At 55.7% G+C, this 26319-nt stretch carries 26 protein-coding genes and 1 riboswitch; of the genes, 1 reads left to right on the top strand and 25 read right to left on the bottom strand.

What is annotated here, in order from left to right:
• Positions 1-2: 2 nt before the first annotated feature.
• From H7C18_RS26420 to H7C18_RS26495, 16 genes are all read right to left on the bottom strand, one after another.
• A complete protein-coding gene (locus H7C18_RS26420; protein WP_202887476.1) occupies positions 3-791 on the bottom strand; it encodes an SDR family NAD(P)-dependent oxidoreductase in 789 nt (262 codons plus the stop codon).
• A gap of 26 nt (positions 792-817) precedes the next feature.
• Positions 818-2482 (bottom strand): substrate-binding domain-containing protein, encoded by a 1665-nt coding sequence (locus H7C18_RS26425; RefSeq protein WP_185132124.1) that lies wholly within the window; start codon positions 2480-2482, stop codon positions 818-820.
• 212 nt (positions 2483-2694) lie between these two features.
• The gene (locus tag H7C18_RS26430; protein WP_185132125.1) at positions 2695-3138 is read right to left on the bottom strand and encodes a divergent PAP2 family protein; all 444 of its coding nucleotides are present in this window, start codon (positions 3136-3138) and stop codon (positions 2695-2697) included.
• Between the two features lie 30 nt (positions 3139-3168).
• Complete coding sequence (locus H7C18_RS26435) at positions 3169-3630, bottom strand: GtrA family protein (RefSeq protein WP_185132126.1); 462 nt, start codon at positions 3628-3630, stop codon at positions 3169-3171.
• 14 nt (positions 3631-3644) lie between these two features.
• Entirely contained in the window at positions 3645-4340 is a 696-nt protein-coding gene (locus H7C18_RS26440) for a DUF8173 domain-containing protein (protein ID WP_185132127.1), read from the bottom strand.
• Positions 4341-4487: 147 nt separating this feature from the next.
• Positions 4488-4976 carry an anti-sigma factor family protein gene (locus tag H7C18_RS26445; RefSeq protein ID WP_185132128.1) on the bottom strand — a complete coding sequence of 163 codons (489 nt, stop codon included), beginning with the start codon at positions 4974-4976 and terminating at the stop codon, positions 4488-4490.
• Entirely contained in the window at positions 4973-5521 is a 549-nt protein-coding gene (locus H7C18_RS26450) for an RNA polymerase sigma factor (RefSeq protein WP_185132129.1), read from the bottom strand. Before H7C18_RS26450 ends, H7C18_RS26445 begins: the two co-directional genes overlap by 4 nt.
• A 39-nt stretch (positions 5522-5560) precedes the next feature.
• Positions 5561-6871 carry a bifunctional DedA family/phosphatase PAP2 family protein gene (locus H7C18_RS26455; protein WP_185132130.1) on the bottom strand — a complete coding sequence of 437 codons (1311 nt, stop codon included), beginning with the start codon at positions 6869-6871 and terminating at the stop codon, positions 5561-5563.
• A 61-nt stretch (positions 6872-6932) separates the two neighbouring features.
• Positions 6933-10043 carry an efflux RND transporter permease subunit gene (locus tag H7C18_RS26460; protein ID WP_185132131.1) on the bottom strand — a complete coding sequence of 1037 codons (3111 nt, stop codon included), beginning with the start codon at positions 10041-10043 and terminating at the stop codon, positions 6933-6935.
• A gap of 326 nt (positions 10044-10369) precedes the next feature.
• Positions 10370-11599 carry a serine hydrolase domain-containing protein gene (locus H7C18_RS26465; protein WP_185132132.1) on the bottom strand — a complete coding sequence of 410 codons (1230 nt, stop codon included), beginning with the start codon at positions 11597-11599 and terminating at the stop codon, positions 10370-10372.
• A gap of 50 nt (positions 11600-11649) precedes the next feature.
• Complete coding sequence (locus tag H7C18_RS26470; RefSeq protein WP_185132133.1) at positions 11650-12519, bottom strand: pentapeptide repeat-containing protein; 870 nt, start codon at positions 12517-12519, stop codon at positions 11650-11652.
• Positions 12520-12531: 12 nt separating this feature from the next.
• Entirely contained in the window at positions 12532-12861 is a 330-nt protein-coding gene (locus H7C18_RS26475) for a PadR family transcriptional regulator (protein WP_185132134.1), read from the bottom strand.
• Between the two features lie 169 nt (positions 12862-13030).
• Positions 13031-13231 (bottom strand): hypothetical protein, encoded by a 201-nt coding sequence (locus H7C18_RS26480; protein ID WP_185132135.1) that lies wholly within the window; start codon positions 13229-13231, stop codon positions 13031-13033.
• A gap of 80 nt (positions 13232-13311) precedes the next feature.
• Positions 13312-14019 (bottom strand): DNA alkylation repair protein, encoded by a 708-nt coding sequence (locus tag H7C18_RS26485; RefSeq protein ID WP_185132136.1) that lies wholly within the window; start codon positions 14017-14019, stop codon positions 13312-13314.
• 114 nt (positions 14020-14133) lie between these two features.
• Positions 14134-14499 (bottom strand): cupredoxin domain-containing protein, encoded by a 366-nt coding sequence (locus tag H7C18_RS26490; RefSeq protein WP_185132137.1) that lies wholly within the window; start codon positions 14497-14499, stop codon positions 14134-14136.
• Positions 14496-14888: a DUF6220 domain-containing protein gene (locus H7C18_RS26495; protein ID WP_185132138.1), complete on the bottom strand. Its 393-nt coding sequence runs from the start codon at positions 14886-14888 to the stop codon at positions 14496-14498. The genes H7C18_RS26490 and H7C18_RS26495 overlap by 4 nt, the downstream gene beginning before the upstream one ends.
• Positions 14889-15272: 384 nt before the next feature.
• On the opposite strand from H7C18_RS26495, the gene H7C18_RS26500 reads away from it, so the two are divergent.
• Positions 15273-16202, top strand: a complete 930-nt coding sequence (locus H7C18_RS26500; protein WP_238357962.1) for a sensor histidine kinase — start codon at positions 15273-15275, stop codon at positions 16200-16202.
• Here H7C18_RS26500 and H7C18_RS26505 read toward each other — a convergent pair.
• From H7C18_RS26505 to H7C18_RS26550, 9 genes are all read right to left on the bottom strand, one after another.
• Positions 16162-17367 carry a cupin domain-containing protein gene (locus H7C18_RS26505; protein ID WP_185132140.1) on the bottom strand — a complete coding sequence of 402 codons (1206 nt, stop codon included), beginning with the start codon at positions 17365-17367 and terminating at the stop codon, positions 16162-16164. The two genes, H7C18_RS26500 and H7C18_RS26505, sit on opposite strands and share 41 nt — an antisense overlap.
• A 430-nt stretch (positions 17368-17797) precedes the next feature.
• Positions 17798-18610 (bottom strand): SDR family oxidoreductase, encoded by an 813-nt coding sequence (locus tag H7C18_RS26510; RefSeq protein ID WP_185132213.1) that lies wholly within the window; start codon positions 18608-18610, stop codon positions 17798-17800.
• 102 nt (positions 18611-18712) lie between these two features.
• Positions 18713-19429: a DUF421 domain-containing protein gene (locus H7C18_RS26515; protein WP_185132141.1), complete on the bottom strand. Its 717-nt coding sequence runs from the start codon at positions 19427-19429 to the stop codon at positions 18713-18715.
• Positions 19430-19564: 135 nt separating this feature from the next.
• Positions 19565-21019, bottom strand: coding sequence for an ABC transporter substrate-binding protein (locus tag H7C18_RS26520; RefSeq protein ID WP_185132142.1), 1455 nt, complete (start codon positions 21017-21019; stop codon positions 19565-19567).
• Between the two features lie 400 nt (positions 21020-21419).
• A complete protein-coding gene (locus H7C18_RS26530; protein ID WP_185132144.1) occupies positions 21420-22409 on the bottom strand; it encodes a ketoacyl-ACP synthase III in 990 nt (329 codons plus the stop codon).
• 27 nt (positions 22410-22436) lie between these two features.
• Entirely contained in the window at positions 22437-22778 is a 342-nt protein-coding gene (locus H7C18_RS26535; protein ID WP_185132145.1) for a hypothetical protein, read from the bottom strand.
• A 42-nt stretch (positions 22779-22820) separates the two neighbouring features.
• A complete protein-coding gene (locus tag H7C18_RS26540) occupies positions 22821-24446 on the bottom strand; it encodes a thiamine pyrophosphate-binding protein (RefSeq protein WP_185132146.1) in 1626 nt (541 codons plus the stop codon).
• 17 nt (positions 24447-24463) lie between these two features.
• Entirely contained in the window at positions 24464-24904 is a 441-nt protein-coding gene (locus H7C18_RS26545) for a GAF domain-containing protein (RefSeq protein ID WP_202887482.1), read from the bottom strand.
• Positions 24905-25999 carry a methyl-accepting chemotaxis protein gene (locus H7C18_RS26550; RefSeq protein WP_185132147.1) on the bottom strand — a complete coding sequence of 365 codons (1095 nt, stop codon included), beginning with the start codon at positions 25997-25999 and terminating at the stop codon, positions 24905-24907.
• Positions 26000-26212: 213 nt separating this feature from the next.
• A riboswitch (cyclic di-GMP riboswitch) is annotated at positions 26213-26295 on the bottom strand.
• Between the last annotated feature and the right edge of the window lie 24 nt (positions 26296-26319).

Here is a 26319-nt window from a genome sequence, read left to right on the forward strand (position 1 = left end):
TTCTATTCCCCTCGAACCGTTTGTCCCCCGTCGACGACGAACGTTTGCCCGGTAATAAACCCGGCGGCGTCGCTGCATAAATATAAGACCATGTCCGCGACTTCGTCCGGCTGACCGAACCGTCCGACCGGATGCGCCCGGTTCCACGTGTCGATCAAAGCCTGCGGATCTTCCACCTCTTCGAAAATCTTCTCGTTCATCGGCGTCATGATCGTCCCCGGAGACACCGCATTCACGCGGATCCCCTTAGACGCATAGTCCATCGCAATCTGACGGGTCATCGCGAGAATTCCACCTTTGGAAGCCGCGTACCCCACCCAACCGCGAAATCCATGGATGGCCTGCGTCGAGCTGCAATTCACGATGGCGCCGCTTCCCTGCCTCTCCATATAGGGAAGGCTGTACTTGCAGCCTCGAAAAACGCCGCCCAGGTTGGTGTTGACGACCCGCTGCCAATCTTCCTCGCTCATCGTCGCGGCCTCGCCCGGCACGGCAACGCCCGCGTTGTTATAAACGGCGTCGATTCGCCCGCTCCAATGGAAAGCTTCGTCCATCAGTCGTTTAACGTCGCGATCCGATCCGACGTCGGTCTGCTGAAAGCGGGCGCGGCAGCCCTGCGACTGCAGCTGCTCCTCAAGCTGCTTCCCCTTTACGGTATCGACGTCGGCGATGACAACCGAAGCGCCGGCCTCGGCGAATTTGCGTACCGCCGCTTCTCCGATCCCCATCGCCCCTCCGGTTACAACGGCGGTTTTTCCGCTGAAATCGTAAGTTACCGTTCCTTTGGCCAAGATCTTCACTCCCGCTCCATGATCATTTATTCGGACAATCGTTCCCTGTCCGTCCATCGCTTCTCCAATTCGTTCAGGTTGGACGCGTCATAAAGCGCATAAGGGATCGGATATACCCACACTTCCTTTCCGGGAAGATCCCGGATCAGCGGCCTTCGCTCCATTACATCCGCCTGCATTCCTCTTATAAGCAAATGGGCGATTCTAACAGCCGCCGACGCCGCTTCATCCGGCCGTTGATATACCGTCGCATGCTGCTGTCTGGCCTTTATCAATCGGATCGCCGAGAGATCGCCGTCTCCGCCGACCACGAGAACCTTTCCGGCCTGTTTATGCTTCACCAGCTCCTCGATGACGCCTTCCGCCATCAGATCGGTGCCAGCGATAATGGCGTCAAACTTGGCTCCGGCATCCAGGAACTCCTCGACGATCATCTTCGTCTCCTCTTTGCTCCACAGAGGAACGGAAATAAACTCCGCCTGCATGCGATCCTCATGCTGTTTAAGCACAGATTGATGCCCCATCGACATGTTATGGGCATTGTCGTTATAGGGGTCGCCTTCGAGCAGCAGCACTCTTCCGCGTCCTTTCAGCCGTTTGGCAACGTAGTCCATCTGCATGACGCCCTGCTCGTACCCGTCGCCGCCTACGAAATAGTCGACGAAGCGGCTCCGGGAAGGCCGTTGAAAGCAGATCGCGGGAACGTTCTTCTCCCGGACCTCGCGAAACAGCGAATCGGAGTTGGCGGCGTTCACGGGCGACAGAATCACGCAAGACGGTCCCCATCTATCCAGAGCCCAGTCGAGGTACAGCTGCTGCTTCCACTCCAAATCGTGCGAGGTTACCGCCAGCATCGGCAGCTCGAACTCCCGCTCGAACGTCTGTAAATAGGCGAGAGCCTTCTGCGAATGGAAGTTCGGCAGCGAGACGAAGACAAGCCCGCGATCGTTCGCTGCCTGCGTTCCGCCGATTCCGGAACCGGTACATTCCGATAAAGTCCGGAAAGCCGATTGAAGCTCACCTTCCTCCGTCTGCATCTTCAGCTCGATGGAGACCGCTGCTGCCGTCTCTCCGAGGGCATTCCGAACCGGAACCGCCAAGCGATATCGTCCCTGCGCCTCGTCGGCCTCGAACGCGACGCCCCATTGCCGAACCTCCTTGAGCTCCCAATGCAGCTCTCTCCAATGAAGAAAAGATGGGGTTGACGAACGCCATACATGGCGAATCTCCTGCTCGGAGCTCCCGCTCAAGCAGGCTTTGCCTAATGCCGAGGAGGTTAACGGGAACCGGGCGCCGATCAAAGGACGGGCATCCCTTTCTTGATTCGGCCGGCGATCGACGGCAAATACAACCACTGCCTCGTCCCCCGCCGGCACCCCGACTTGAACGGAAACCGCTTGATGGACGGCATCGGCCAATTGTTCCGCCAATCGGATGGCCGCCTGCATCTCTTCCGAAGTTTGCAGACGCTGCATCCCAAGCGTGATCATCCGGGAACCCAAGGAGTACAACTTTGTCCTTGGATCGAATTGAATATATTTGCGGCTTGCCAGCGTCTTCAGCAGCTCATGCCCGGTGCTCTTCGGCAGCTCCAGCCTCTGCAGGATCTCCGTAAACGTGTAGCCCGCGGGAACATCCGCGAGAAGTTCAAGGACGTCCAAAGCCCGGTAAGCGGACTTTACCATTTTCATGCTGCCATCCCCTTCGGCTGCGAATTCACTTTTTCGCCATGAAGAACCGCATCTTTATAACTCGATTATATCCTGCCGATTTGAAGCATTGAATATGATTCCCGCGAAATTAATTTCGCATATGCGAACTACGACCGACGCGCGAGACCAGGATAACTACAAAAAAAAAACGACATCTCTGTCGTTTTCATTTCGCTTAGATAGAGTTCCCGTTAATTCAACGTATAGTGAAGAAACAAACTGATGAAGATGCCGAAAAAAGCGCCGGCAAAGACTTCGCTGGGTCGATGGCCGAGCAGCTCTTTGAGCTTAAAATTTCCGTCGAAAAAATGATTCGGAAATGCTTTGGGCAGCTGATTAAGAATGGAAGCATGCATTCCGGCATGCCGTCGGATTCCGGCAGCATCGAACATGGTGATGGCACTGACCACGGCTGCGATCGCAAAGCCATTGGAGTCAAACCCGCTTTTTAAGCCAATGGCTGTTGCAAGCGAGGTAACCGCTGCGGAATGCGAGCTTGGCATACCGCCTGTGCTAAAGCCTAATCCCACATTCCAAGTACGATGAGTCACGAGATAAATCGGAACCTTAATGATCTGAGCCGCAATAATGGCGCACAATGCGGAAATAAGCGGAAAGTTATGCAGGATTGCCATCACATTTGTTCCTTCCTCCATACGCTCTTCTTAACGTTTCTTAAGCTTTGAACCCTTAAAAACGAATAATCTCATAAAAAAATAGCTGCACAATGAGGATAACATCATGGATATCCCTTTCGATCCATTTTCGATCATCCAAACCGGGAGGGCAGAGAAGTTAAGCAGGTAGACGAACGAGATGAATACGATATTGCTGATCAGCAGGCTGACCAACGCCTGAACGGCAAAGGCCGTCTTCTCCTTCGCGCTGAATTGCGACTCTCTCCTGAAAGTAAACTTCGCGTTCCAGTAGTAGCTGTTCAATACCGCTCCTGCGTAAGCGACCGAATTGATCACGATGAGGGCCAGCGGGTTCGTCGTATGCCATACGGCCAGCAAAACATTCAACAACAGCAGGTCGATTGCGCCGTTCATCAGGCCGATTAAGCTGAAATGCGCAAATTGCACAGATATTTTTTTAAACCCCGCGCTTCTCGTTCCGACCGCCATTTGACTTCCCTCTTTCATTTGCTCTTCTTCCGATTGCGGAGCAACGACTCCAACCAGGAGGTCGTAATTCCTAAGGAATACAGGACCAATGCCATTAGAATAAACAAACCGATGAACGGAATATTGATTGCGGAGATCAAGATGAAGGCGCCGGCTCCTGTCCTCACCCAATCCGGCTTGTCGGATGTACCCCGAATTTGTTCCCCGAAGACGCGGCTTGCCACTGTTAAACCGACAGCCACTGCCGCTATTATGAACAGCGCAATCAACAAGATAAAGGGAATGCCGATAATCGTCAGCAGCAGCAAGGCGCTAACGGCAACAAGCAGTAACCCTGCGAAGAAGCCCATGGAAAAGATTTTTCCCCGAGGCGCATTTCGATACCGGTCTACAAGTGCCGCCGTCTTGCGCTTCCCGAGGGCAACCATAAGCACGGGGACGATCAGCATCAAAAGACTGGCAGCCAGCTTCAAGGCTCCAATCCCTAGGATAAGACCGGATCCGATGATCAGGCTGTTCACGGTCGCATTGTCGAAGGAAATACTGACGATATCATTCGTGACATCCGCGCCGTCTTCCTGCTGCAAATGTCCTCCGATCACAATGATGACGCCCTTGATATGCGCGCTCGAGCGAATAAGCACGTCCCCGTTTACGGCCACGACCGTATTGTTGACGGTTCCCGCAACGGAGACATCCCCTCCGATCACGACTACATCCGTAAGAGTCTGCCCGGCCGGAATCGTCGTATTCTGATGATCGAATAAACTTGCGGCGAGCGTCGAGGACGGGGAAGCGAACAAACAAAATATGATTAGTAAGAAAAACCAACGCAGTTTTCGCAGAACAGTTCCCCCTTACTGTGCGGAACTTCGCAGAATTCGTCTGAGCGATAATCCGGATATCAAGGTGAGTCCGACGGCCAGCCCCATTACCGGTATCCAAAGCGCCGGAACGGAGGCAATCACATGCGACATCACGTAAGCAGCCGTAATGACCAATTGCAAGACGAACGAGAACAGCTTGACCAAGATCGATCCGTAAATCGAGAACAGTACGATAAGTGCAGCCACTCCGAAAAGGGGAATAACGGCCGAGCCGGCTCTTGTAATCGTTGACGACGTCGATTCCGTGTCCAACACCTTCATGATGGTCTGTTCCAAATCTTCGGGCGCTTCTACTTGCCGATAGAAATGGGCAATCTGAGCCTGCATCTCGATCAAGTCGGTCACCGTGGCCAAGCATGACTCGCATTGTTCCAAGTGACGCTCCACCTGCTCCCGTTCTGCCGCGTCCAACTCCTGATCGACATAGGCGGACAACCATTCGGTCGGGTGATCGCTCATTCTTCCTCTTCCCCTTTTTTCATGATCTGCCGGAGCGCGAGCCGGGCCGCATTGAGCCTGGACTTCACCGTTCCTACGGGGATCTCCAGCGTTTGCGCTATTTCTTCATAACGAAACCCTTGCACGTCATGCAGCAAGATGATTTGCCGGTGATCCGGAGATAATTGCTTCAGGGATTCTTCAATCGTCCATTTCAAATCTTGAGCGCTGTGACGCTGCCGCGCCTCGCTGATCTCCATTTGGCTTAACGTTTCCTGGATCGGCTTTGTCTTCTCCTTCTGTCGTTTCTTCAGATGATCCGAGCAGAGGTTGGAGACGATCCGTTGAAGCCAGGAGACGAACGAAAATTCGTTCTCGAGACGCGGCAAGGCGGCATAGCACTTTAGAAAAGCTTCTTGCGTCACGTCCTCTGCTTCCATCCTGTCTCCCAACATTCCGTAAGCGTACCGATAAACGTAATCCTTAAATCGACGTACGAGTATGGCAAAGGCGTCTTTCTTGCCTTGTTTGGCCTCCCGAATGATTCGGTACAGCTCTTCGTCCAAACATGATCAGCCCCTATTGTAACGATAAAATCGATGGGGTCAAATGGCAAGCTTGGTTCTCGGCCATAGATGCCTGCTTCTCATCAACCGGAAAATTTCCAGCAACGCTACGTTAAGCGTAAACCATAATCCGCCAAAAACATACCCTGCCGCAACATCGCTTGGATAATTCGTCCCCATATATACCGAGCTGATTCCGATAAAAACAAGCAGCGCCAAGACAACGAGCGTTGCCGTTAGCCGGTAACGCGTTTTTTGACGATGGCGAACCGCCAAATAAACCGAAAATCCATAAACCGTTACGGCCATGAAAACTTGCTCGCTGGGAAAAGACAAGTGGCTGCCGACGGGACCGAAACGATGGAACCCTCTCCGCAGAGCTTCATCGAGTCCTTCGCCTCCCGCCATAGCCACGGCGAAAAAGGTAAGCTCGAGCAACCGGTCTTTATTATGAAATCCGATCCAAACAAGGGTCGCAGCCATCGGCAACAACAAGAACGGGTAAGAACCGAAGGCCGCCATGCATTCCATCCATGTCAACCAATCCGGCGTAAACACTCGCGCAATGACATAACCGGATACTTCATCGAATTGGGTAAATTCATTCGCCAAGAAGTCTTGAATCAAACCGATCGTGAAGGAAAAACAGACGATGAACAGAGCGCCGGCCGATAAGATCAGCAGCTGCACCTTTCCCGTCGACTTAAAGCGGTTAAGCCCCTTCTCCAACCACGTTAACACGTTTAGCTGTATTTGCGAACGATGCTTGCGAATGATCGTAAACAGCAGATAACCGACGGCCGTCAACAATCCGAAGGCCAGCATGTAGAGACTGATGGCCGAGTGATATCGTTCCCACTCCGGCCCGAGCAGTTTACCTAGCGTTATGAAGACGGATACCCAGAAGAAGGCTCCGGAATAGGCAAATACAGCGTATTTTCGAAACGGCAGCCGCGTCGTTCCCGAGAAATAGCCGGTAAGATGACGAACGCCCGGAATGAAGTAAGCGAAAATCAGCATTTTGTTGCCGTACCGGTCGAACCATTTCGAGATGCCGTCCAGTTTGTCCGGCCCGAAATGAAACCGGCTCCCGTATTTCTCGAAGAAAGGACGTCCCAGCTTGTATCCGATCAGATAAGCGATCGTCATCCCCAGCGAAGCTCCTGTACCTGCGATGACAATGCTCAGCAGCCAATTCAACTTGCCCTCGTATACGGTAAGCCCCGCATAAGTCATGATCAGTTCTCCGGGAAGCGGTATCGCCAGCATTTCCAGAAAAAGACCGAAGAAAAGAACCAAGTAGCCGTATAACTCCAGCAAGCGGATCACAAGGTCGTTGAAATAACTCATGACTCCCCTCCTCTCTAAGGAACTGTAACCCTTGCGTCGCGCAAGGGTTACAGTGTGGCTATTAAACCGAAGTGACCTCTTGAGTATGGGAATCCGCAATCTTCGCCTTTTTACCTTGCATCCACTCGTAAAGAATGGGGATGATGAGGATGCTGTTCAAGGTCGAAGTAATCATCCCTCCGATCACGACGATGCCGAGCGTTTGGGAGACGACGGCGTCTCCGGTATGGGAGAATGCCAGCGGAATCAAGGTAAGGACGGTCGTGCCCGCCGTCATGAAGATCGGGCGAACCCGCGACAAGCTGCCTTGCAAGACCGCTTCCCGCAGGCCCATTCCGTCTTTGCGGTTGCGCTCGATCTTGTCGATCAGCACGATGCCGTTCGTCACGACGATACCGGTCAGCATGAGAACGCCGACGAGCGCGGCCAAGTTCAATTGGCCATGAATCAGATAGAGCGCAAGCACGACGCCGATGAGGGCCAGCGGAATGCTGACGAGTACGGCGAGCGGCGCTTTAAGCCCTTTGAATACGAAGCTGACGATGAGAAGCACCAGCAATATCGAGACGGCTACGGCAATGACCATCTCCTCGATCATTTGGGTCACCTGCTGGGAGATGCCGCCCATGGAATAGGTTACCCCCTGCGGCAGTTCGATATGAGCGAGCGTCTGGTTCACTTCCTTGGCTACCTTGCTCATATTGCTGCCCACGATCTCGGTCGTGACGACGGCGAACGGCTTGCCGTCCCGTTCCTGAATCGACGAAGGAGCATGGTTGACATCGATGGTGGCCAACTGATCCAGCCGAATCGGCGTGCCGTCCTTTGCCGCAATCGTCTCCTTAGAGAGCGCCGCGAGCACGTCCTTGGTGCTCTCAACACCATTCGAGACGCTGCCCGTGGCAACCGGGTCCAGATAAACGTCGACCGGAATGTCTCCCTTGGACGAAGGAACCGTAAAGTCCTTGCCTTTGGTCGTATAACGCGCAATGATTGAGTTGATGTCGGCTGGGTTCACCCCGTACTTCTCGATCCGATCCTTGCGCAGCGTGATCGCATATTTGACGGCACCGCTCGATAGATCGGCTTTGCCGTCCACGCTTAAACCGTCGATGGGAGCAAGCTTCTCCCGAATCTTCTGCGCGGTATCCTCGAGCGTCTGCTGGTCGGCGCCGGTCAGCGTAATCTTCATTTGCGCGTCGTCGCCCGCGATGTTCTGGTTGGAGACGGTGATGACCGAATGGCCTGCGACCGGATTCAGCGAATTCTGCAGCGATTGAATAAATGGATATAAGCGGCTTTTGTCGTGCAGCTCCAGCGACAGGTTGGCTACGTTAGGCTGCTGGATGAAGCCGCCTCCCTGGTCGAACACGTCGTCCGCTTCCGGCGTTCCCGTGGATCCGAAATTCGCCGAGTACGAAGCGATATTCGAATTGTGGCGCAGCACGTCCTCCACCTTCCGGACCTCTGCGTCTACTTCAGGCAACGTGCTGCCTTTCGGCAATTCCACTTTGACGGCCACTTGTCCGGTCGTCGTACTCGGCAGCAGGCTGAACGGCAGCTGCGAACCCAATGCGGCCGCGATGACCAGCAGCGCCAGCGTGATGCCGACCACCGTCTTTTTGCGCTTCAATGCCCCTTGAAGAATCGGCTTCATCACGGGTTCCAGCGTGACCGACTTTGCGCCAATCCCCTTCCACCCCAAGAAAGCAAGCGAAGGAATGACGAGCATGGCGGCGAAGAAAGAAACCGCAATGGCGATCACGACCGACCAGGCGAAGCCGGAATACGAAGCTCCGACGATCCCTCCGACCAAAGCGATCGGGATATAAACCGCGACCGTTGTCGCCGTCGAAGCGAAGATGGCGGGCAGCATTTCAACGACCGCCGACGCGAGCGCTTGAAGCGCCGGCTTCTCTTTATTCTCCTTCATTCTGCGGTACATATTGTCCAGAATGACGATCGCGTCGTCCACGATGCGTCCCATCGCCACGATCAGTCCGGAGACGGTCAGAATGTTCAGCGTAATGCCCATGGATTTCAGAATGGCCGTCGTCGCAAGCAGCGAGATCGGCAAGGACACCGCGATAAGGAGCGTCGAGCGGACATTGCGGAAAAAGACGAGCACGCAGAGCATAGAGAACAAGCAGCCGAGCAGTCCTTCCCGCAGAAGCCCCTTAAGCGAATCGTTCAAGTCATGGGCGCGGTCCAGCGTCAGATGAAGCGACACGTCGCCGTTGTTCAAGGCCGGCAGGCTTGCCACCCGATCCTTCACCTGCTTGGCAACATCGATAATATTGGCAGACGGTGTCTTGATGACGTCGATCAGCACGCTGGCTTGACCGTTCGTTCGCGAGATCGTCTTTACGTCGGTAAGCGAATGAGCAATGTCTGCCACGGCCGAGAGCGGAACGGAAACGCCGTTCTTATTGCGGATTTGCAGGCTTTTGAACTCCTGGTCGCTCAAATCCCAGCTGTTGACCTGCAGCGGGACCTGCGCCCGAACATTGGCGATATTGCCTTGCGACCAGTTCGGCAGCTCTGCCGATACCGATTGGTTGAAATCGTCGATCGTCAAGCCGTTCTTGGAGAGGTCTTTCATGCGGACGGTAATGACATAACCGTCGTTCGCGCCGCCTGTCGTATTCACTGCCGCCACGCCGGGTACGGATTTCAGCTGATTGACGATGTCCGTTTGAATGCTGGAACGCAGAGTAGTGTCGTCAATCTTGTCGCTCTTGGCGGTTAGACTGTAACTCAGAATCGGGAAGGTGCTCGTCGTCAGCCGCGTGACGGTCGGCGCATTTACGCCATCCGGCAGCGCCGCGGCGGCCAGCGCTTGTTTGGTGTCCGATTCGGCTTTGTTCATGTTGTAGTCCATCGGAAAATACAAATTCATAAGCAAGCCGCCGTCATAAGACGTCGTTTCGACATTCGACAATCCGTCAACGCTTTTTAATGCGTTATCCAACGCCGAGGTTAGATTGGTCTGAACCTGATTGGCTTGATAAGAGGAAGCGCGCAAGGACACCATAAGCGTCGTATTGTTGATCCCCGGCATATAGTCTCGCTGCATTTGAAAGGCGGCAACGCCTCCCCAGGCAAGGATGAGCAGAACAAAAATCAGGATAATCACGGACCTTTGCATGACTGCCTGAATGAATTTATTCATTTTTGAAGCTCCTTTTCGGTTTGTATGTCTCAAAAGACTTCGAAGAAGGAGTTATTGTTCGTTGCTCTCCAAATCTTTTTTTATTTTTATTCAAGGGGCTTTATCCATGCAATTCGGCGAAGGGCTCAACGCGAGGATTCCCCGATCCCGCTCGACGAAGCTTCTGTCATGAAAGGTTTAGCGCGATTCGATCGGCACAAATCCTGCTGATCAATCGAAAGAAAACGCCAGCCGATCATGATGACCGGCTGGCGCAAGAATCGTTCGATGAGAGACATCCCCTATCGATTCGGTAACGTTAGTTTAGCGAGCGGGACCGCACGTCGTCAGTCTTCGATAGCCTGGTAAACCGTGGTCCAGAAGTCGTGGATTAGCCGCGCCGAATCCGGAGTGGACATCCCGACCTGAGTGAGCAGAATTCCGGTGAGCTGGTTGACCGGGTCGGCGTAGGTCGAGGTGCCGCTTCCGCCGTCCCAGCCGAACTGGCCAATGGGCGCATAATCGCCGCGGTAGGTACGCACCGCCATCCCCATGCCCCAGCCGCCGTGCTGCCCTTGGCCGAATGACACATGGACGTTGTCGACGGCCATGGCGTTTCGGGCGGCTTGCTGCTCGGGCGTAAGGCGGTTGGTGGTCATCAGCTCGACGGCGGGCCGGGACAAGATCCGTTCATTCCCGTGCATCCCGTGATTCAGCAGCATCCGGAAGTAGGCGCGGTAGTCGTCGACGGTGGAGGAAAGTCCGCCGCCGCCGCCCTGGAATGCCGGAGGCTGGCTGTGGCGTCCCCCTTCGGCCCCGTCCCACACGAGGAACTCTCCGGTTTGCGGATCGGGGGCGTAGAGCGGCGGCAGCCGGCCGATCTTGGCGGCGGGCACGTGGAAGCCGGTATCCTTCATGCCCAAGGGGGCGAAGATGCGTTCGCGCAAGAATGTCTCGAACGACTGGCCCGTCACCCTGGCGATGAGCACGCCGAGCAGATCGTTGCTGATGTGGTACTGCCAGCGCTCTCCGGGCTGGTGCATCAGCGGAAGCGTGCCGAGGCGGCGCATCCACTCATCCGGCTCGGGCATCGGCTCCGGCAGATCGGGCGTGAGCCCTTGCTGGATGATCGCGTTCATAATCGGAGTGCCAAGCGAAGTCATATCCATGCCCAACCCGAACGTAGAGGTCAACAGGTCCCGCACGGTGATCGGCCGCCGCGCCGGCACGGTGTCGTCGAGCGGGCCGTCGATCCGCTTCAGCACCTGCCGGTTGGCGAGTTCCGGCAGCCACGTCTCTACCAAGTCATCCAGCCGCAGCCTGCACTCGTCGAGCAGGATCATCGCCGCCGCAGTCGATACCGGCTTGGATGTCGAGGCCATCCGGAAGATCGTGTCCCGGCGCATCGGCGTGCCGCCGTCATGGCTCATCGTCCCGATCGCTTCGACGTGAGTCTCGCCATGCCGGCTGACCAGGGCGACAAGCCCGGGGATCTTTCCGGAATCGACATGCCGTGCCAGCACGTCGCGCATTTTGCGCAGCCCTGTTTCGGAGAAGCCTTTCGCCGTCTTTTGCATTTAATTTCCCTCTCTTTACTTTTTATTAGTCCAACAGGCCTGCTTGCTCCTCAGATAACCGTAACCTTTGACAAATCGGCCTCCATGCCTTTGAGCGCGGCAAACGTCAATTTATCCATCATCGCGCCGTCAAAGCAGACGGTTTTGATGGCACGGTAGTATTTCTTGCTCAACGTAAACCCCGGATGGAAAGACACGTTCTTGAGAGTCGCGCCCTTAAAAGAAACTTCGCTTAGCGCCGCCTTGCCGAATTGGACGCCGATGAAGGTCGACTCGTCGAAACACTGCCCGCGCAAGTCGGAATATTCGAAGTTCACGCCGTTAAAGATGCAGTTTTCAAAAATGGTTTCTCGAAGGTCGGTCAAGGTTAGCTTGACGTCGGTCAGTTTGACGCCCGAGAATTTGACTCCGTTCAGCCCGCACTTGCTGAAATTGGTGCGTACCAGGATCGATTGATGAAAGCTCGCATTCGCAAGGTCAAGGGCGGACAGGTTGCAGTCCGTCAGATTGGCGTTGTCAAAATTGGCTTCCCGCACGTCGCTGCCTTTAAACGAACTGCCGGTCAAGTCTGCGCCCGAAAAGTCGGATCCGCGCAGCGCGCTCGCTTTAAATTGTCCTTTATGCGCGATCACGCCGGCAAAGTCGCTCTCGGGAAGGTTGCTCGCGCTAAAGTTTGTCAGCACCTGCCGCTCCAGCGAGCGGGAAAGGTTGGCGACTTCCAGAATCGTTTGCTCAATGTCGCCGACGCCTTCAATCGTCATCTTAAAAGCCGTCTCTTCGTCATGGCCCGCGGCTTTAAGTTCATTGAACCGCTCCTGCAAATCGGAGAGCAGATCGTCCTTTAATTCGTTGACGCTTTTTACCCCGTCGTACGGTGCAAACACGCCGTTCAAGTAGCCGGTCAGCTTCGGGTTCGTCATGATCGCAACTCCTTATAATAAGTTATCTAACACGCGCTTGGCATACTCCCAGTTGCTTTTGTTGCGGGCGTAAGTCTCCTTGCCCTTATCGGTAACTCTAAAATATTTGCGTCGTCCGCCCTGAGATTCATCGCCCCAGTACCACTCGATATCGCCGTCCGTCTCAAGCCGCCGGACGCTGGAATACATCGTAGCCTCCTTTAATTCGTACTCGCCTCCCGATCGTTCGGCAATCAGTTTGACAATCTCGTAGCCATAGCGGTCGCCTTCGGACAAGAGCCGTAAGATCATCGTATCCGTATGTCCGCGCAGCAAGTCTGAAGTGATTTTGTGATCGCTCATACCATTACCTCCATGTCTGTATAATACGGCACACTACTTTGTCTGTCAAGGTAGTGTTTTTATTTTAATACCTTAACTCCGATATTGATAAAAAATAAGCGGTCCCACCATTATGGGTGGAACCGCCGAATTGGATTCTTTTTCTCATCGTCATGATCAGAAACGGTGCTCATATCTGATGTCCGCAGAAGGGGCAATATTTGATTTCAATAAAAACACTTTCTTCTCTGGCGTCGTCGTGGCTTGAATCGTCAACCGTGGTGACAACTTCCAGATTCGGAATGCCATCGATTTTATAAATTTCCAGATTCCCTTCCGGAATAAGCTTTTTGGCTGCCTTGATCATGTCCCTGCATTCATGCCGTTCCACAAACATTCCCCCTGTGCGAAAGGTTTTCCTTCTTCAATCCCTCCTGTAAACAACATCATATTCAGATGGCGTTTGTTTTATTAACACCTTACATATTTGCGTTTAAACCCGAGTTGCCCTCTATCCGCAGCCTTTTGAATTTGATCGGAAGCGTTCAGCAGCTTGCTCTTTTTCTTGTCTTTTTGGACCTCTACCGGACCGACCGCTTTTGCAGTCTCGACCGCTCGCCCGTGGAGCGGCATATAGGATGTCCCTACCGTGTAAATAAAGTTGCTCATGGCGAATTTTGCCCGGTCGGGCGCATCGTGAATCGTCTTCTCCGCCGTTTCCAGCATGCCGGCAAGCTTGCTTTCGGAAAACTCGCGGTCCGCTCGGCTGCCCAAGAGCCAGCAGTAGCAACTCCAGCCCGCCGACATTCTCAACTCTTCGCCGCTTGCGATCCACTTGTCCGATACTTCCTGTGCCCTATCGGCTTCCGCCAAAGTCACCGCAACCACGTAATCGGACAGCATGTAAAAATAAGCCCCGTCCATCCAACGCTCGAAATCCGCTTCCGTCATCGCATTCGGATCCGCAATGACGCCGGCAAAGTACATGGCGTCATAGTTCCCTGTGGCGTAAAGCTGTTCGGCCAACGCCTGATCGATCTTGATTTTCTTCGCAATGGGCTTCATTTCGCCTGTAGCAACGCCAAACAAGGGCTCGCGAGCGCCGTTGGATAGGTACATTTTCTTGAGTCGTTCCTTGCCTAGGGCTTCAAGCTCTTGCATAACCGATTCAAAATCCACGGCCAACCCCTTCTCTCTTTCAATTTAAAACGATGCCAGGGCATCGAACTGTCTCAACAAGAAGTATATCCCATTTTATACGAGGAAAGTGTACAAGACTTCTAAATCCACTTTCTATTCCACAATAAGGGTTCCGACCATGTCGGAGTGCCCTTTGCCGCACATGTTCGAACAAACAAACTTGAACCTCCCTGTTCGGTTTGCGGTGAAGGTGACCGTATCGTTATCTTTGATGTCTTTATCGTAGCCGTCGATGTGTATGGCATGGCGGCCCTGGCTGTTTTTCAGCGTAAATCTTACGGTGTCGCCTTTCTTCAGTCTGATTTCCTTCTGATCGAACTCGAAGTTTTTGGCACTGATCGTGATCGCTTGATCCGCTGCCCCCGTCGAGGCTGCGTTCTGAGCGTCGGAGCTTGCGCATGCCGTTGCGAACGCCGACAAAGTAAAGACGAAACCGACCGATAGCATCCATTTTTTCATGATCGAGCCTCCTCTGTATTCGAGAGGGCACGAGTTCGTGCGATGGACATGGCTTCCAGGAATAACGCAATCGCAATGACCGGATGAAGAGCGGCCAAATATCCAACTCCAGACGGTAGATTGGCGCAAACCGCTATCAAAATCACAAGACCGATCAAACCCGCGCTGCGCAGGCGAAGAGAATTCGGCAGCCGCGCGATGAAAGAAACCATGAACATCAGGACCGGAAGGATCATCAACAATCTGGAAAAGCCCGTATGACTGGACCATTGATCCGAATTCCAGAACAAGGCGAGACCCGCTAAAAACACCTGAATCAGAATGCAGAGTGCAAAAATCCATGCCAACGCTTTAAAGACTGAACGCGCTCCAAGAGCAAGCTTACTCATTTTCGAATCCTCGCTTTCGATATCTTTATGTGGCCCTGCTTCGCACACAGTGTACAAAACAAATGTTGAGGACTTATGCAGATCTATCTCTTTTTGCATGGATTTCTTTAAGAACCGTTCCGATCACGGTATAATTTGGTAAGCCGTATGCTTTCGGCGATGGAAGAAGTCTAGAAGGGAATCAGGTAGATGACGGTACGCCACAAAATATTTCTTTATATGGGACTGCTCGTCCTGATCATTAGCGTCTCTCATGCCGTAATCAATCAGATCTATATGAACCATGTGTTCGACCAATTTCGCAAGGAACAAATCGGCGCCGCTTATTTGAACGCTCCGCCCGGGGAACAAGTCGAAATCTTGAAGGCGTACGTTACAGACAAGATGAAGTGGATCGGCCCCGGAAAAGGAGTCTTTATCCTTGCGATCGGGCTGTTCTTCAGTTTATGGATTTCGGGAGTACTGACGCTACCGCTCAAAAAACTGATGGCCGCAATCGAACGCGTCGCTCAGGGAAATCTGGACGTGAACGTACCTGTGCAGTCAAAGGACGAATACGGGAAAGTCATTCGGACATTCAACGATATGACGCTCCGCCTGCGGGAGGCCGAGGACGCCCGAAGACATCTGGTGGCCGATGTCGCGCATGAGCTTCGGACCCCGCTGTCCATTATTCAGCTCAAGCTGGAGAATGCCCAGCAGTCCAGCCAAACTGCCTCTCCGGAAATGCTGCTTAGACTTCACGACGAAGTGATTCGCTTAAGCCTGTTGGTGGATGATCTTCATGTCTTGTCGTTGGCGGAGGCGGGACGGCTGTCGCTGGATTTCAAACCGCTCGATCTGACAGCGAAACTCGAACAAATCGTGGATGACGTGAAAATGGAAGCCGAAGAAAACGGACTGGAGATTCAACTCTCTTCCGGAACCGGGCCCGTAACCGTGATAGCCGATGCGAGACGGATTGCGCAGGTTTTCATCAATTTGCTTACGAATGCCATTCGTTATACGCCGCCAGGCGGAAGAATCTCGGTCGTCGTGGAAGACAAAGTCGCGGAGCGGGATCAAACCTATGCATGCGTCTCGATTATCGACACCGGAGTCGGTATTCCGGAGGAAGAACTCCCCCGCTTGTTCGACCGTTTCTATCGCGTAGAAAAAGCCCGTTCGCGCCATACCGGCGGAACGGGGCTCGGATTGACCATTGCACATCAATTGATGAAAGCCCACGGAGGTTTCATCCGCGTTGCGAGTCGGCTTGATCAAGGCTCGGCTTTTACCGTTTATTTACCGGTTCAGTCCCTGGATGATAAGTAAACCCCGGATTGTAAACGATAAATTGTTTTTCCTTTTTCAATGCGTTCATGAATTCCGGTCCTGCGTTTAGGTTCCGTTGCACCAGTTCATGAGGCGTGAGCGCCAGCCACTGGTTTAAGGAAACGTCTTCAAAGCGGTCGCTCTTGAACATCTCCAAGGCCCACACGGTTTGATTGCCCGTATTTTGGATGTAGTGACCGAAGGCTCGAGGCACGTATCCTACATCCCCGGCGCGAAAATCGAAAGTGCGAGCCGTGCCGTTGGCCGCGAAAACCGTCATGCGTGCCGTTCCCGAGATATAATATTGCCATTCGTCATTGTTCGGATGCCAATGCATCTCCCTCATGGCGCCCGGTTTAATCTCCAACAGCGATGCGGCAATCTGAGTGGAAACGGGAAAATTGGTTGAATCCACGATGCGCACGGTACTTCCGCCCGGAGTTACGATCGGCTTTTGGGCAAGCAGCCGATGTTTAAAAGACTTCGGTATCGTGCCTTGCGGATCCGCCACCTGTTGACTCTCGAGCGGACCGGGTACGTTCGCTTGAAAAATATACAACTGATGGTCCGGGATTTGGGCAAAAGCGCTCCGGGGAACGCCGAAGTTCGCCGATAACACTTCCTTTGGCGTATGGGAGAACCAATCGGAAAGAGATAGCGTATTGAGGTCGGAGAAATGGCCGTCCGGGAAGACGAGCAAAAACTCGCAGCCTTCTTCCAGCCCCTGAATCGAGTGCGGAATGCCGGGAGGGAAGTACCACAGGTCCCCCACTCCTATATCGGCAATAAAATTCCTTCCGTCCTGGTCGACGGATGTAATGCGCGCCCGCCCCACCAGCACGATCGCCCATTCCGCTTGCTGATGCCAATGGAGCTCGCGCACGCCGCCCGGGGTCAAAGCCATATTCACGCCTGCGATCGTGGTCGCGATCGGCAGCTCCCGAACCGTTACTTCCCGCGACCATCCCCCGTGATTCAACTGCATATGAGCGTCGGAGAATGAGAACTTCATATTGGGCACCGACCCGGCATCGGTGACGGGAGGGACCAGCATGTCGGGGTTCTCGCGGTCTCTCATGACATCGCGCGGGCCCAAATCCAACCAACCGGCGCCGTCCTTCCTTATCGGCTGCGGTATATTTCCGTTCCGTGTTTCGATCTCCACGAATCACACCATCCCTTACCCCACGCACTTTGTGGTCGTTACTGGTTAAGTGCCTATTTTCAGGTTATGAGCGGAATCGGGAATTGGATACATCGTCATGGGATGTTTGCATTTCATCGCTTGCTCTGCTTCCCGGCGCCGGCCAGATAAGCGTCCGACTGCTTCTGGTATTCCGCGACGACTTTATCGGCGCACGCATAGATCGGAGCCACATCGGAGGTATTTGGCCGGAAGATATCGGCCGGCAGGTAAAAGAACAGTCGAAATATAGCGGCATTCAAAAACCGCGGGGATCCCCCGCGGTTTCCTAAAGCAGCTATCTCTGTGCAAGCGATTCGGCGACGGGCTTCCAGGCTATCGATTTAGATCCACGATCCGATTGATTTCCGTGCCCTCGCTTGCTCAAATGCATTCCATAGTTGAACTCCGCTTACAGGAGCGTCTCGGCCCCGTCGATGTAAATCTCCGTGCCGGTAATGTGGCTGGACCGGTCGGAAGCGAGAAACAGCACCAGATCGGCCACCTGCTCGGGCCGCCCCGGCCCGTGCTCGAGCGGATGGGCTCCTTCCGGATACTCGACCGGGATGCGAATTTTCTCCACCTGCTTCGTGCTGTCGGTATTTTCTCCGATATTCGTCCGAATCCCCCCGGGACAGATGGCGTTGACGCGGATCCGGTAACGGGCCAGCTCCAAGGCGGCCATCTTGGCGAAGGCGACCTGCCCGGCCTTGGACGCGCTGTAAGCGGACATCCCGAACCCGGAGAACTTCCGGTTGCCGTTGATCGAGCTCGTCACGACGATGCTGCCCCCCTTCTCTTTCATATGGGGCACGGCGTTCTTGACGGTCAGGAACGTCCCCCTCAGATTGATCCCCAACGTCTCGTCCCACGACTCCGGCGTCAAATCCTCGATCGGGGCGAGCGTACCGTTGATTCCGGCGTTGGCGAATACGACGTCCATGCTGCCGAAGCGCTCCGCAGCAGCGCGGACGGCGCGTTCCATTCTGACCGGATCGGATACGTCGACGTCGTAAAACTCGGCCTCCCGGCCCATGCCGCGAATCTCCTCCTCGACGTCCTCGGTCCGCTCGCCGATCAGATCGAGCAGGCAGACATTCGCTCCGGCGCGGGCAAGCTCCAACGCGGAAGCTCTGCCGATCCCCGAGCCGGCTCCCGTCACGAGCGCCGTCTTGCCTGCCAGCGGAAGCCCCACTGCCGGCATGTCCCTTTTTTCCTCATCCATCCGTCGGTTCATCGCGAATCTCTCCTTTCCAAAATGTCCTGCTGGAAATCATCCGAATATCTATCGTATACCCGTCTTTGAAAAGGAATACTCAGAGGACGATTATCGGGTACAAACGCGAGCCGGCTTCTCGAGGCTTGAAGTTGGACCGATCGCCTCCAGCCTTCCTTCCTCCGTCCATTCCGCGAAAGCAACCGAACCGACTTCCGTGAATCCGAGCGCCCGCAGCTCCCGCCGAAGCCAATCTTCGTCCCGGCCGATCGCGGCGAGCCCATGGGGCTGGATCACTCCCTTTTCGACCAGGCTTCTGGGCAAGACGGTCCCGGAGGGTTCGAGCTCGAGGTCTCTTCGTCGAACCTCTTCATAAGCGGACTTCCTTAAGACGCTGAGAGAACCGTTCGTCTCGTAGATGGCGTAAGCCACCTCGCTTACCGTGAAGATGCCCTGCTGGCGCAGCATCATGCGCAGCTCCTCGATCTCCATGCTGTTGCGCCTCATCGCGGCCAGGTCGATCCTTCCGTCCGCGATCAGCATCTCGGGCCTGCCCTCCAGCCGTCTGCGGAACGGCTTGCCGAATGCCATGATCTTCTCGAACGCGTAAGACAGAAAGGCCCAGAAGGCTAATGCGAAGAGAAGCATCCCGTAGCTCGCCTGCTTGTCGTAGATCGTATTGCCGACCAGATCTCCGAGCACCAAGGAGGAGACAAAATCGAAGGGCGTCAGCTGAGCGATCTCCCTTTTGCCCAGCAGACGCGTCATGGTCCACAGCCCCGCGAACGCAATCGCGAGCTTGACCGCTATCTCCGCATAATCCTGCATCGGAACGCCTCCCTTCACCGTCCTTTCCGATATTTACCCGCCTGATCGCGCTCTTCAATCGGAAGCCTTCACCGGGTAACGAGGTGCCGTGCCGAATAAAAAAAGCCGCGTTCGTCGCGGCTTTCAGGCTTCCTATTATTCATTTAACATAAGGTCGATTTTGTTCGCGATGAGCTTCGCCGCGGCGTCCGCAGACTTCTGGCCGGAGAAGAAAGCCTCCGATCCGTCGCCGACGATCTCTTCGAGCTTGGACGGTTCGCCCACGGCATGAACGGCCCCGGTCAGGTAAGCCTCTATTTGGTTCAGCAGGGCCGGATCGGCCTGAACCGTGGAGCCATCCTCCTGCTTTACCATCCCGTCTTTCTTCATCTTGTTCTTCTGCTGCTCGTAAACGCTTTTGTTCATCGGAAATCCCGGATTGTCGCCGAGCACGCCGACATAGGACTGCACGCTGTCGTCGTTCAGCAAAAACTTGATAAAGTCCCAGGCTTGCTGAGGGTGGGCGGAGTTGGCGTTGATGCCGAGCGTCCCGAACGGCTTGAAGAAGCCTCCGTCGCCCGTGTTTGCCGGATGCGGCTTGGCGTACAGCTTCGTATTCGGAAAAGGGGCGTTTGTCACGGCGTCGCGCAGCGAAAAAAGCTCCGTCTCGATAAAATAAGCATTTTCGTAAGGGCTTCCTCCTCCGGATTGGGGAACCGCCATTGCCGGTCCCCGCCCTCCCGTTTGGAAGTTGTAAAGAAGATGTTCGTCGAACAGCGTCTTGACTTGCTGCATCAGATCGGCCAAGGTGTCGGCGTCGAATTTCGCGTTCCCGTCCGTTCCGGTCGCAAGCTTCGAGTAATTTTCCGAGACCAGTTCGTTCAGCAGAGCGGACGGCTCGTTCGCAAAGGCGTATTCATATTCGCCCTTCTGCTTCCATTGCCTGGCGGCGCCGATAAAGTCGTTTAACGTCCAGCTGCCGTCATCGAAGGCAACGCCCGCTTTCCCGATGGCGTCCGCATCTCCGAACAGGCCGATCAGCGAGAAGTACAGCGGTATGCCGTACAATCCCCCGCCGGTCTGCAGATGGTCGATAACATTGGTAAAATACTGTTCCCGGTGAAAATCGGCGTCTTGCTTCATCAGCGGATCCAAATCGACCAACAGGCGGCGCTTGACATACTGCTCGGAAGGAAGCTCGTCGAGCTCGATCAGGTCGGGACCGCCGCCCGCCAGCATCGCCGTGTTGTTCGTCTCGATGAATTGGTCCCGCTTGTTCAGCACGTCGTTCAAATCTTTGCCCGAAGTCGAAGCGGCGTGAAGCTCGATATCGATATTCGGATGCAGCGTCTCGTATTTCTTCACGGCGGCCTCCAGCTGCCCGCTCAGGTAATAAGTGGCGACGACCAGCTTCACATGCTCGTTAGGATCACCGCTCTTCGCCGGTATACCGTTCTTGGAGTCCGCCGGCGCCGAAGCTTGTCCGTTCGACTGCGCCCCCTGTGCCGGCGAGTCCGATGCCGTTCCCTTCCCGTCCTCGTTCTCCGGGCCTCCGGAGCAAGCGGAGAGAAGCAATAACAGGGCGAGCCCCGTCCAAGCTGTTTTTTTCATCCCAAATTCACCTTCTGTCTCCAGTCTGCCTGCCGGCGCATCTACAAGCTTACAGAGGACATGTGGCCGAATCGTCGCCTACTTGTGAACAAATTGTCTCCGCGCGCAAAAAAACAGGCCGTACGCTATGCCACGGCCTGCGGTCTCGCGACTCGTAATCAGATCGTCCTGAAGCCGCCGGCATACGGCCGCCGGGTTGAAGCGGTGTCGGTTCTGACATGATACGGTCGCCGACAATCTGCCGAGCACCGTCAGTACCCGCCATGTTCGCGTGAACGTGGCGCCGGCAAGCGGCGGAGGAACCGCCACGACGATCGGCGAGCTTGATGTGTACGGACCGTGAGCGGCGATCGACGGCAGGAAAAAGCCGGGCAAATGATGAATTCGCCCGGCTTTTGCGTCAATATTGGAATAGCAGCGATACGTTCTGCCAACCGGCGCCGACCGTCCAGAAGACCAGGTAGTCTCCCCGTTTGATCTTGCCGTCCTGCAAGGCGTCGTGCAGCGCTAGGAACGGGCTGTTGGTCGCCGTATAGCCGTACTTGTCGCCGACGTAGAATACCTTGTCGGAGTCGAGCCCGAGCCGCTCGGACACCAGCTTCAGGTTGCCGACCGAGAACTGCGAGAACAGGAAGCCGCCGACGGCGTCTTTGGCGATCCCGTTCCGTTCCAGCAGAATCTTCAGCGAATCGACCGCGGAATCGACGCAGACGGAATCGTCGAACGGCGTGAACTGAACCTGCGCGTCCTTCGCCGTATACTCTTCGCGATACAGGTTGGAGAGCCCGTGCGCGGGGAAGAGAGAGTTGTCGATGACCGCCGTGTCGGTCTGATACACCGAGTCGATGAACCCCCTGCCTTCCGTGCCGCTCTCCAGGATGACCGCTGCGGCCGAATCCGCGAAGTTGGAATGGTAGACAGGCTGATCCGGGCTGTGCACCGACAAATAATCGGCACCGACCACCAGCGCCCGTTCGATGCGGGGGTTGCCCATCATGGTGCGGCACGCCTGCTCCACGGCGACCAGCATGCCGGCGCAGTTGGCGTTGATGTCGTAGCACATCGTGTTCAGATCGCCCTTAAGCGCGCTGTGAATCTTCAAGGCGTTGCTCGGGAGCAGGTACTCGGGCGTTTGCGAGGTGAAGAGGATCAGGTCCACGTCGCTTGCCGTCAGGCCCGCCTTCTGCAGCGCCTTTTTCGAAGCTTCGACGGCCATCGTCAGCGTGTTCTCGGCCGGATCGTCGACGATGAAGCGCTTGTCCCTGCCCAGCGCCTTGAGCAGGCCGCTCACTTCGACGCCGCGTTCCTTGTAACGCTTGATGTAGTAGTCATTGTCGACTTCGTTGGACGGATGATAGATTTGAAGCTCGCGAATTCGAACGGCCCCCATGTTCTCCACTCCCTTATCGTTTCTCGATCAAACTTCGATAATCTCGTAACTGTTCAATTGAACCGTTCGCGCCACCCGGGCCAGCTGCATCTTCAGGATCGGATTCTTGATCAGGCGCAGCGTCACCTTCTTGAAGCCGTCGTTCTTGTACATGTTGAAGCAGGCTTCCAGAATCGGAATCGTCTCCGGAGCGGAGACGTTCAGCTGCGTGCAGTCGATGTCGATCTCGTAATCGGGCACGTTCAGTCCCGCGATGCTCTTCTGGTAAGCCTCGACCGATTTCATGCCGTCTTCGGTGGAGAAGGTGCCTTCCACCTTCGCCTTTAAAATCTTGCTCCCGTGATCCAGTTCAATGTTGAAGCTTCCCATGACGATCGTGCCTCCGATATATGAAAAAATGAGTGAACCCTCTTATTTGACAAGCGCCTTCAGCCGGTCCAGAATCGGCGCGGGCTCGCTGCCGTCGGTCACAACCTCGATCAGGACCGGGCCGTCCAATTCCCGCGTGAACGCCGGAATGTCCGAAAGGTCCTCCAGACGTTCGACGGTCATCGTGCGGATGCCCGCGACGCTCATCATGTCGGCGATCGAGATGCGCTCCTGCTTGTAGTCGGGAATGGATCGCTTGTAAAGGAACTTCTGGCCCCTCTCGACATAGGACAGCATGGCGTTGTTGACGATGATATAGATCACCGGCATCTTGTATTCCTTGGCCGTCAGAATATCCATGCCGTTCATGAAGAAGCAGCCGTCGCCGGCGATAACGGCAACCGGGCGCGTCGGATCGGCGGCATGCAGGCCCGCGCCTCCGGCGATTGCCGATCCCATGGCGCCGTAGTCGAGATTGATCTCGAAGTCTCCCCCTTCGGCGATGTCGAGATATTTCAGGACGAAGTTCGTAAACTCCCCGATATCGCAGACGTACCGGGTGTTCGCCGGCATGACCGAACGAAGGCCTTCGAGGAACAGGCGCAGCGACAGGCCGGCATGGTTGCGCTCGTAGGGGTCGTTGACCGGCACCGGCTTGCGGAACGAGGCGGCGGACTTGCGCGTATTGGCCGCAAGGTACGGCACCGCTTCCCGCAAGTCGCCAACAATCGCGACGTCGGGTTTGAACACCCTCCCCAGCACGCTCGGGTCGCGGTCGATGTGAATGACCTTCCTTCCCGCGACAAGCACATCGTTGAAGTTGCAGGTGGACGCTTCGCCCAGGCTCGTACCCAGAATCAGCACGCAATCCGGTTCTTCCGAGTTGACGTAGTCGCTTGCCGCATTCGTGCTGGAGAAGCCGTAGTTGCCCAGATTCAGGGCGAAGTCGGTGGGCACGACGCCTTTGCCCGCCGGCGTCGTAACGATCGGCCACTTCAGATGCTCGCTCAGCCGCTTGATCTCCTCGGTCAAGCCGCGGCCGCCCCGGCCAACCATGATCAGGCCTCGGGAAGAACGGTCGATGAGCTCCGCCGCTTGCGCGAGAGCAGCCGGCTCCGGCCTGACCGCTTGCAGGTCGGCCAACGACGCGGGCTCGGGCAGCGGCTCCGGCGCCTCTGCGCGCTGCACGTCGATCGGGATGGAAAGGAAGACCGGTCCGCACGGAGGCGTCAGCGCGATTCGAACCGCCCGGTCGAGTTCGGCCAGAACGTCCTGTTCGTCGAGAATCGTCGCGGTGTACTTGGTGACGCCCTTCACCATCTGCTCGCCGTCCAGCTCCTGAATGGCCCCTTTGCCCATCTGCCAGCGGTTGATGTACCCCGCGAGGATCAGCATCGGCGCTTTGGCCCGCATCGCGTCCGCGATTCCGTTCATCATGTTGCTGACGCCGACGGCTCCCGCCCCGGCGCAGACGGCCAGCTTTCCGGAGGTGCTGGCGTAACGCGCGGCCATATACGCCGCTCCGGCTTCGTTCTTGGTGATGATGGGCTTTATGTCGACGTCAATCAAGGAATCGTACAGCGGACCGACGATGCCGGCCGGAATTCCGAACACGTACTCGACGTTGCTGGCTTTCAAATAGTGAAGTATGGCTTCCGCTATTTTCATAAAGCCCATCTCCTCCGTTATCCAAGTAATATCTCTCTATATTGTTCCACGAGCTCTTCCGCCTGACGAACTTCCTGTTCCGTGAACGAGTGCAGACGGCCGATAGAAGCCACGACCACGATCCCGCGAACGGCCGAGCCGTCCGTAACGGGAAGAATCAGAATGCTGTCGATGCCGAACAGGAAGAACTCCTCGGCCGACCGGGGGTCGTTCTTGACGTCCTGCACAAAGACCGGCTTGGGATTCCGGACCATCTCGCGGAGCAGCTGATCGTTCTCGACGAGAACCGGGCTTGCCGCGTGCACGCTCTTCCATTTCTCGTTGCCTAGGTGATCCGTCCTGGTCTTGAGAACGGGACTTAATTTCCCCTCCTTGATACGGTGGTAGGCGATGTCCTGCACGTTCGTAATCTGTTCCAGCCGGCCGAACAGTTCCTGAAGCCGTTCCGTTACGATCATTCAACCAACCTCCTCATCGCCGGCGTACGACCGGATCTTGCCGTTCAGCTGCGTCGCCTGCTCCCGCAATTGGCGGGCGGACGCCAGCGATTCCTCCATCATCGTCATCTGCTCATCCGTACAGACCGCGATCTCCCGCGTGCCGGCTTGCGAGACCTCGGTAATCGAGACGGTCTCCTGCACGGATACGAGTATCTGCTCCGCGCTGGCGCTTACTTCCTCCGTGACGCTCGATACCTCCTGGACCTTGAAGGATACCTGCTCCGTCAACGTCACGATCTCCTGGAACGACCTGCCTGCCTCATCCACGCATTCGTAGCCCGCTTGAATCTCGGCGGAGACCCGGTTCATCGCTTCCTTAGACTCCCGGGAGCTTTGGCGGATATGGGCGACGGTATTGGCGATGTCCTTGGCGGAGGTCGTGGATTGATCCGCCAGCTTGCGAATCTCGTCGGCCACGACGGCGAAGCCACGGCCGTATTCGCCCGCCCGCGCGGCCTCGATCGCCGCGTTCAGCGAGAGCAGTTGAATCTGGCTGGCGATCTCCGCCATGATGAGAGTGACGCGGTCGATCTCTTCGGTGCGGAGATCCATCTGCGCGACGGCGGTCGAGGAATCCGACGCCGCTTCCGAGATGATCTGCATCTGCGCGACGGCCCGTTCGATCGATTGCAAACCCTCGCCCGCCTTCTGCGCGACTTCGGCCGTCTCGTTCGCCAGCGCCAGGGAAGACTCCGCGATCTGCTCCATTCCCTTGCTCACTTCCGCAAGCATGAGCTGGTTCCCGCGCGCGCTCTCGGCAATCGACTCGCTGCCCGAGGCGATCTGCCGGATCGATTCTGAGATTCCCGCGACCAGGTCCGTGCAGAACTCGATGTTGCCGGCTAAAGACACGGACGTGTTCGCCAGGGCTCCGGACATCTCCGAGATGCTGCCGATGAATTCATCGTCCGGCCGCCCGTTCGGGGCGGAGCTCTCGGGAGATGGCGGCGGGGCGCCGTTGCCTTGATCGACCGAGCCGGCGCCGCGGGACGATTGGCCGTTTCGCCGGATCCATTTTTCCAAGAAGCTGATTTTGCTACGCCTTTCCTTCAACGTCCTTCTCCTCCAGCATCTCGCTTATTCGAACGCAACCCAGTTTGCAGGCCGAACCGCGCACGGTCATTCGCCGGACCAGGGCGCGTCTCGATCGGCATCGCTCACCCTCTTTCGCGGCTCTGGCGCCTTTCGCAGGAGGCGGCATCTCCGCGGGCAACAAAAAAAGGGCTTTCGACAAACGAAGCCCTTGCTGCCCATGAGGAAACAGAAGTTGGCAGCCCGGCGATCATAGTTGGTACCGTAGACCCGTGGCTTTGCGTCGCTGTCTTTCGACAGGTTTGCCGTTGCAACTTATTTAATTATGACGATAGACACTC

It is taken from the genome of Cohnella zeiphila, assembly GCF_014212055.1.
GTDB classification, from domain to species: domain Bacteria; phylum Bacillota; class Bacilli; order Paenibacillales; family Paenibacillaceae; genus Cohnella; species Cohnella zeiphila.

Excerpts from the sequence above, each read along its gene's own strand:
- H7C18_RS26435 (WP_185132126.1), bottom strand. The coding sequence starts at position 3,630 with ATGGCGGTCGGAACGAGAAGCGCGGGGTTTAAAAAAATATCTGTGCAA.
- H7C18_RS26500 (WP_238357962.1), top strand. The coding sequence starts at position 15,273 with ATGAAGTGGATCGGCCCCGGAAAAGGAGTCTTTATCCTTGCGATCGGG.
- H7C18_RS26495 (WP_185132138.1), bottom strand. The coding sequence starts at position 14,888 with ATGAGTAAGCTTGCTCTTGGAGCGCGTTCAGTCTTTAAAGCGTTGGCA.
- H7C18_RS26490 (WP_185132137.1), bottom strand. The coding sequence starts at position 14,499 with ATGAAAAAATGGATGCTATCGGTCGGTTTCGTCTTTACTTTGTCGGCG.
- H7C18_RS26445 (WP_185132128.1), bottom strand. The coding sequence starts at position 4,976 with ATGAGCGATCACCCGACCGAATGGTTGTCCGCCTATGTCGATCAGGAG.
- H7C18_RS26430 (WP_185132125.1), bottom strand. The coding sequence starts at position 3,138 with ATGGCAATCCTGCATAACTTTCCGCTTATTTCCGCATTGTGCGCCATT.
- H7C18_RS26510 (WP_185132213.1), bottom strand. The coding sequence starts at position 18,610 with ATGGATGAGGAAAAAAGGGACATGCCGGCAGTGGGGCTTCCGCTGGCA.
- H7C18_RS26425 (WP_185132124.1), bottom strand. The coding sequence starts at position 2,482 with ATGAAAATGGTAAAGTCCGCTTACCGGGCTTTGGACGTCCTTGAACTT.
- H7C18_RS26470 (WP_185132133.1), bottom strand. The coding sequence starts at position 12,519 with ATGACGAACCCGAAGCTGACCGGCTACTTGAACGGCGTGTTTGCACCG.
- H7C18_RS26520 (WP_185132142.1), bottom strand. The coding sequence starts at position 21,019 with ATGAAAAAAACAGCTTGGACGGGGCTCGCCCTGTTATTGCTTCTCTCC.
- H7C18_RS26535 (WP_185132145.1), bottom strand. The coding sequence starts at position 22,778 with ATGGGAAGCTTCAACATTGAACTGGATCACGGGAGCAAGATTTTAAAG.
- H7C18_RS26455 (WP_185132130.1), bottom strand. The coding sequence starts at position 6,871 with ATGAGTTATTTCAACGACCTTGTGATCCGCTTGCTGGAGTTATACGGC.
- H7C18_RS26515 (WP_185132141.1), bottom strand. The coding sequence starts at position 19,429 with ATGCAGGATTATGCGGAGATAGCGGTCAAGCTCGCGATTGCGTTCGCG.
- H7C18_RS26545 (WP_202887482.1), bottom strand. The coding sequence starts at position 24,904 with ATGATCGTAACGGAACGGCTTCAGGAACTGTTCGGCCGGCTGGAACAG.
- H7C18_RS26475 (WP_185132134.1), bottom strand. The coding sequence starts at position 12,861 with ATGAGCGATCACAAAATCACTTCAGACTTGCTGCGCGGACATACGGAT.
- H7C18_RS26460 (WP_185132131.1), bottom strand. The coding sequence starts at position 10,043 with ATGAATAAATTCATTCAGGCAGTCATGCAAAGGTCCGTGATTATCCTG.
- H7C18_RS26530 (WP_185132144.1), bottom strand. The coding sequence starts at position 22,409 with ATGGGGGCCGTTCGAATTCGCGAGCTTCAAATCTATCATCCGTCCAAC.
- H7C18_RS26465 (WP_185132132.1), bottom strand. The coding sequence starts at position 11,599 with ATGCAAAAGACGGCGAAAGGCTTCTCCGAAACAGGGCTGCGCAAAATG.
- H7C18_RS26540 (WP_185132146.1), bottom strand. The coding sequence starts at position 24,446 with ATGAAAATAGCGGAAGCCATACTTCACTATTTGAAAGCCAGCAACGTC.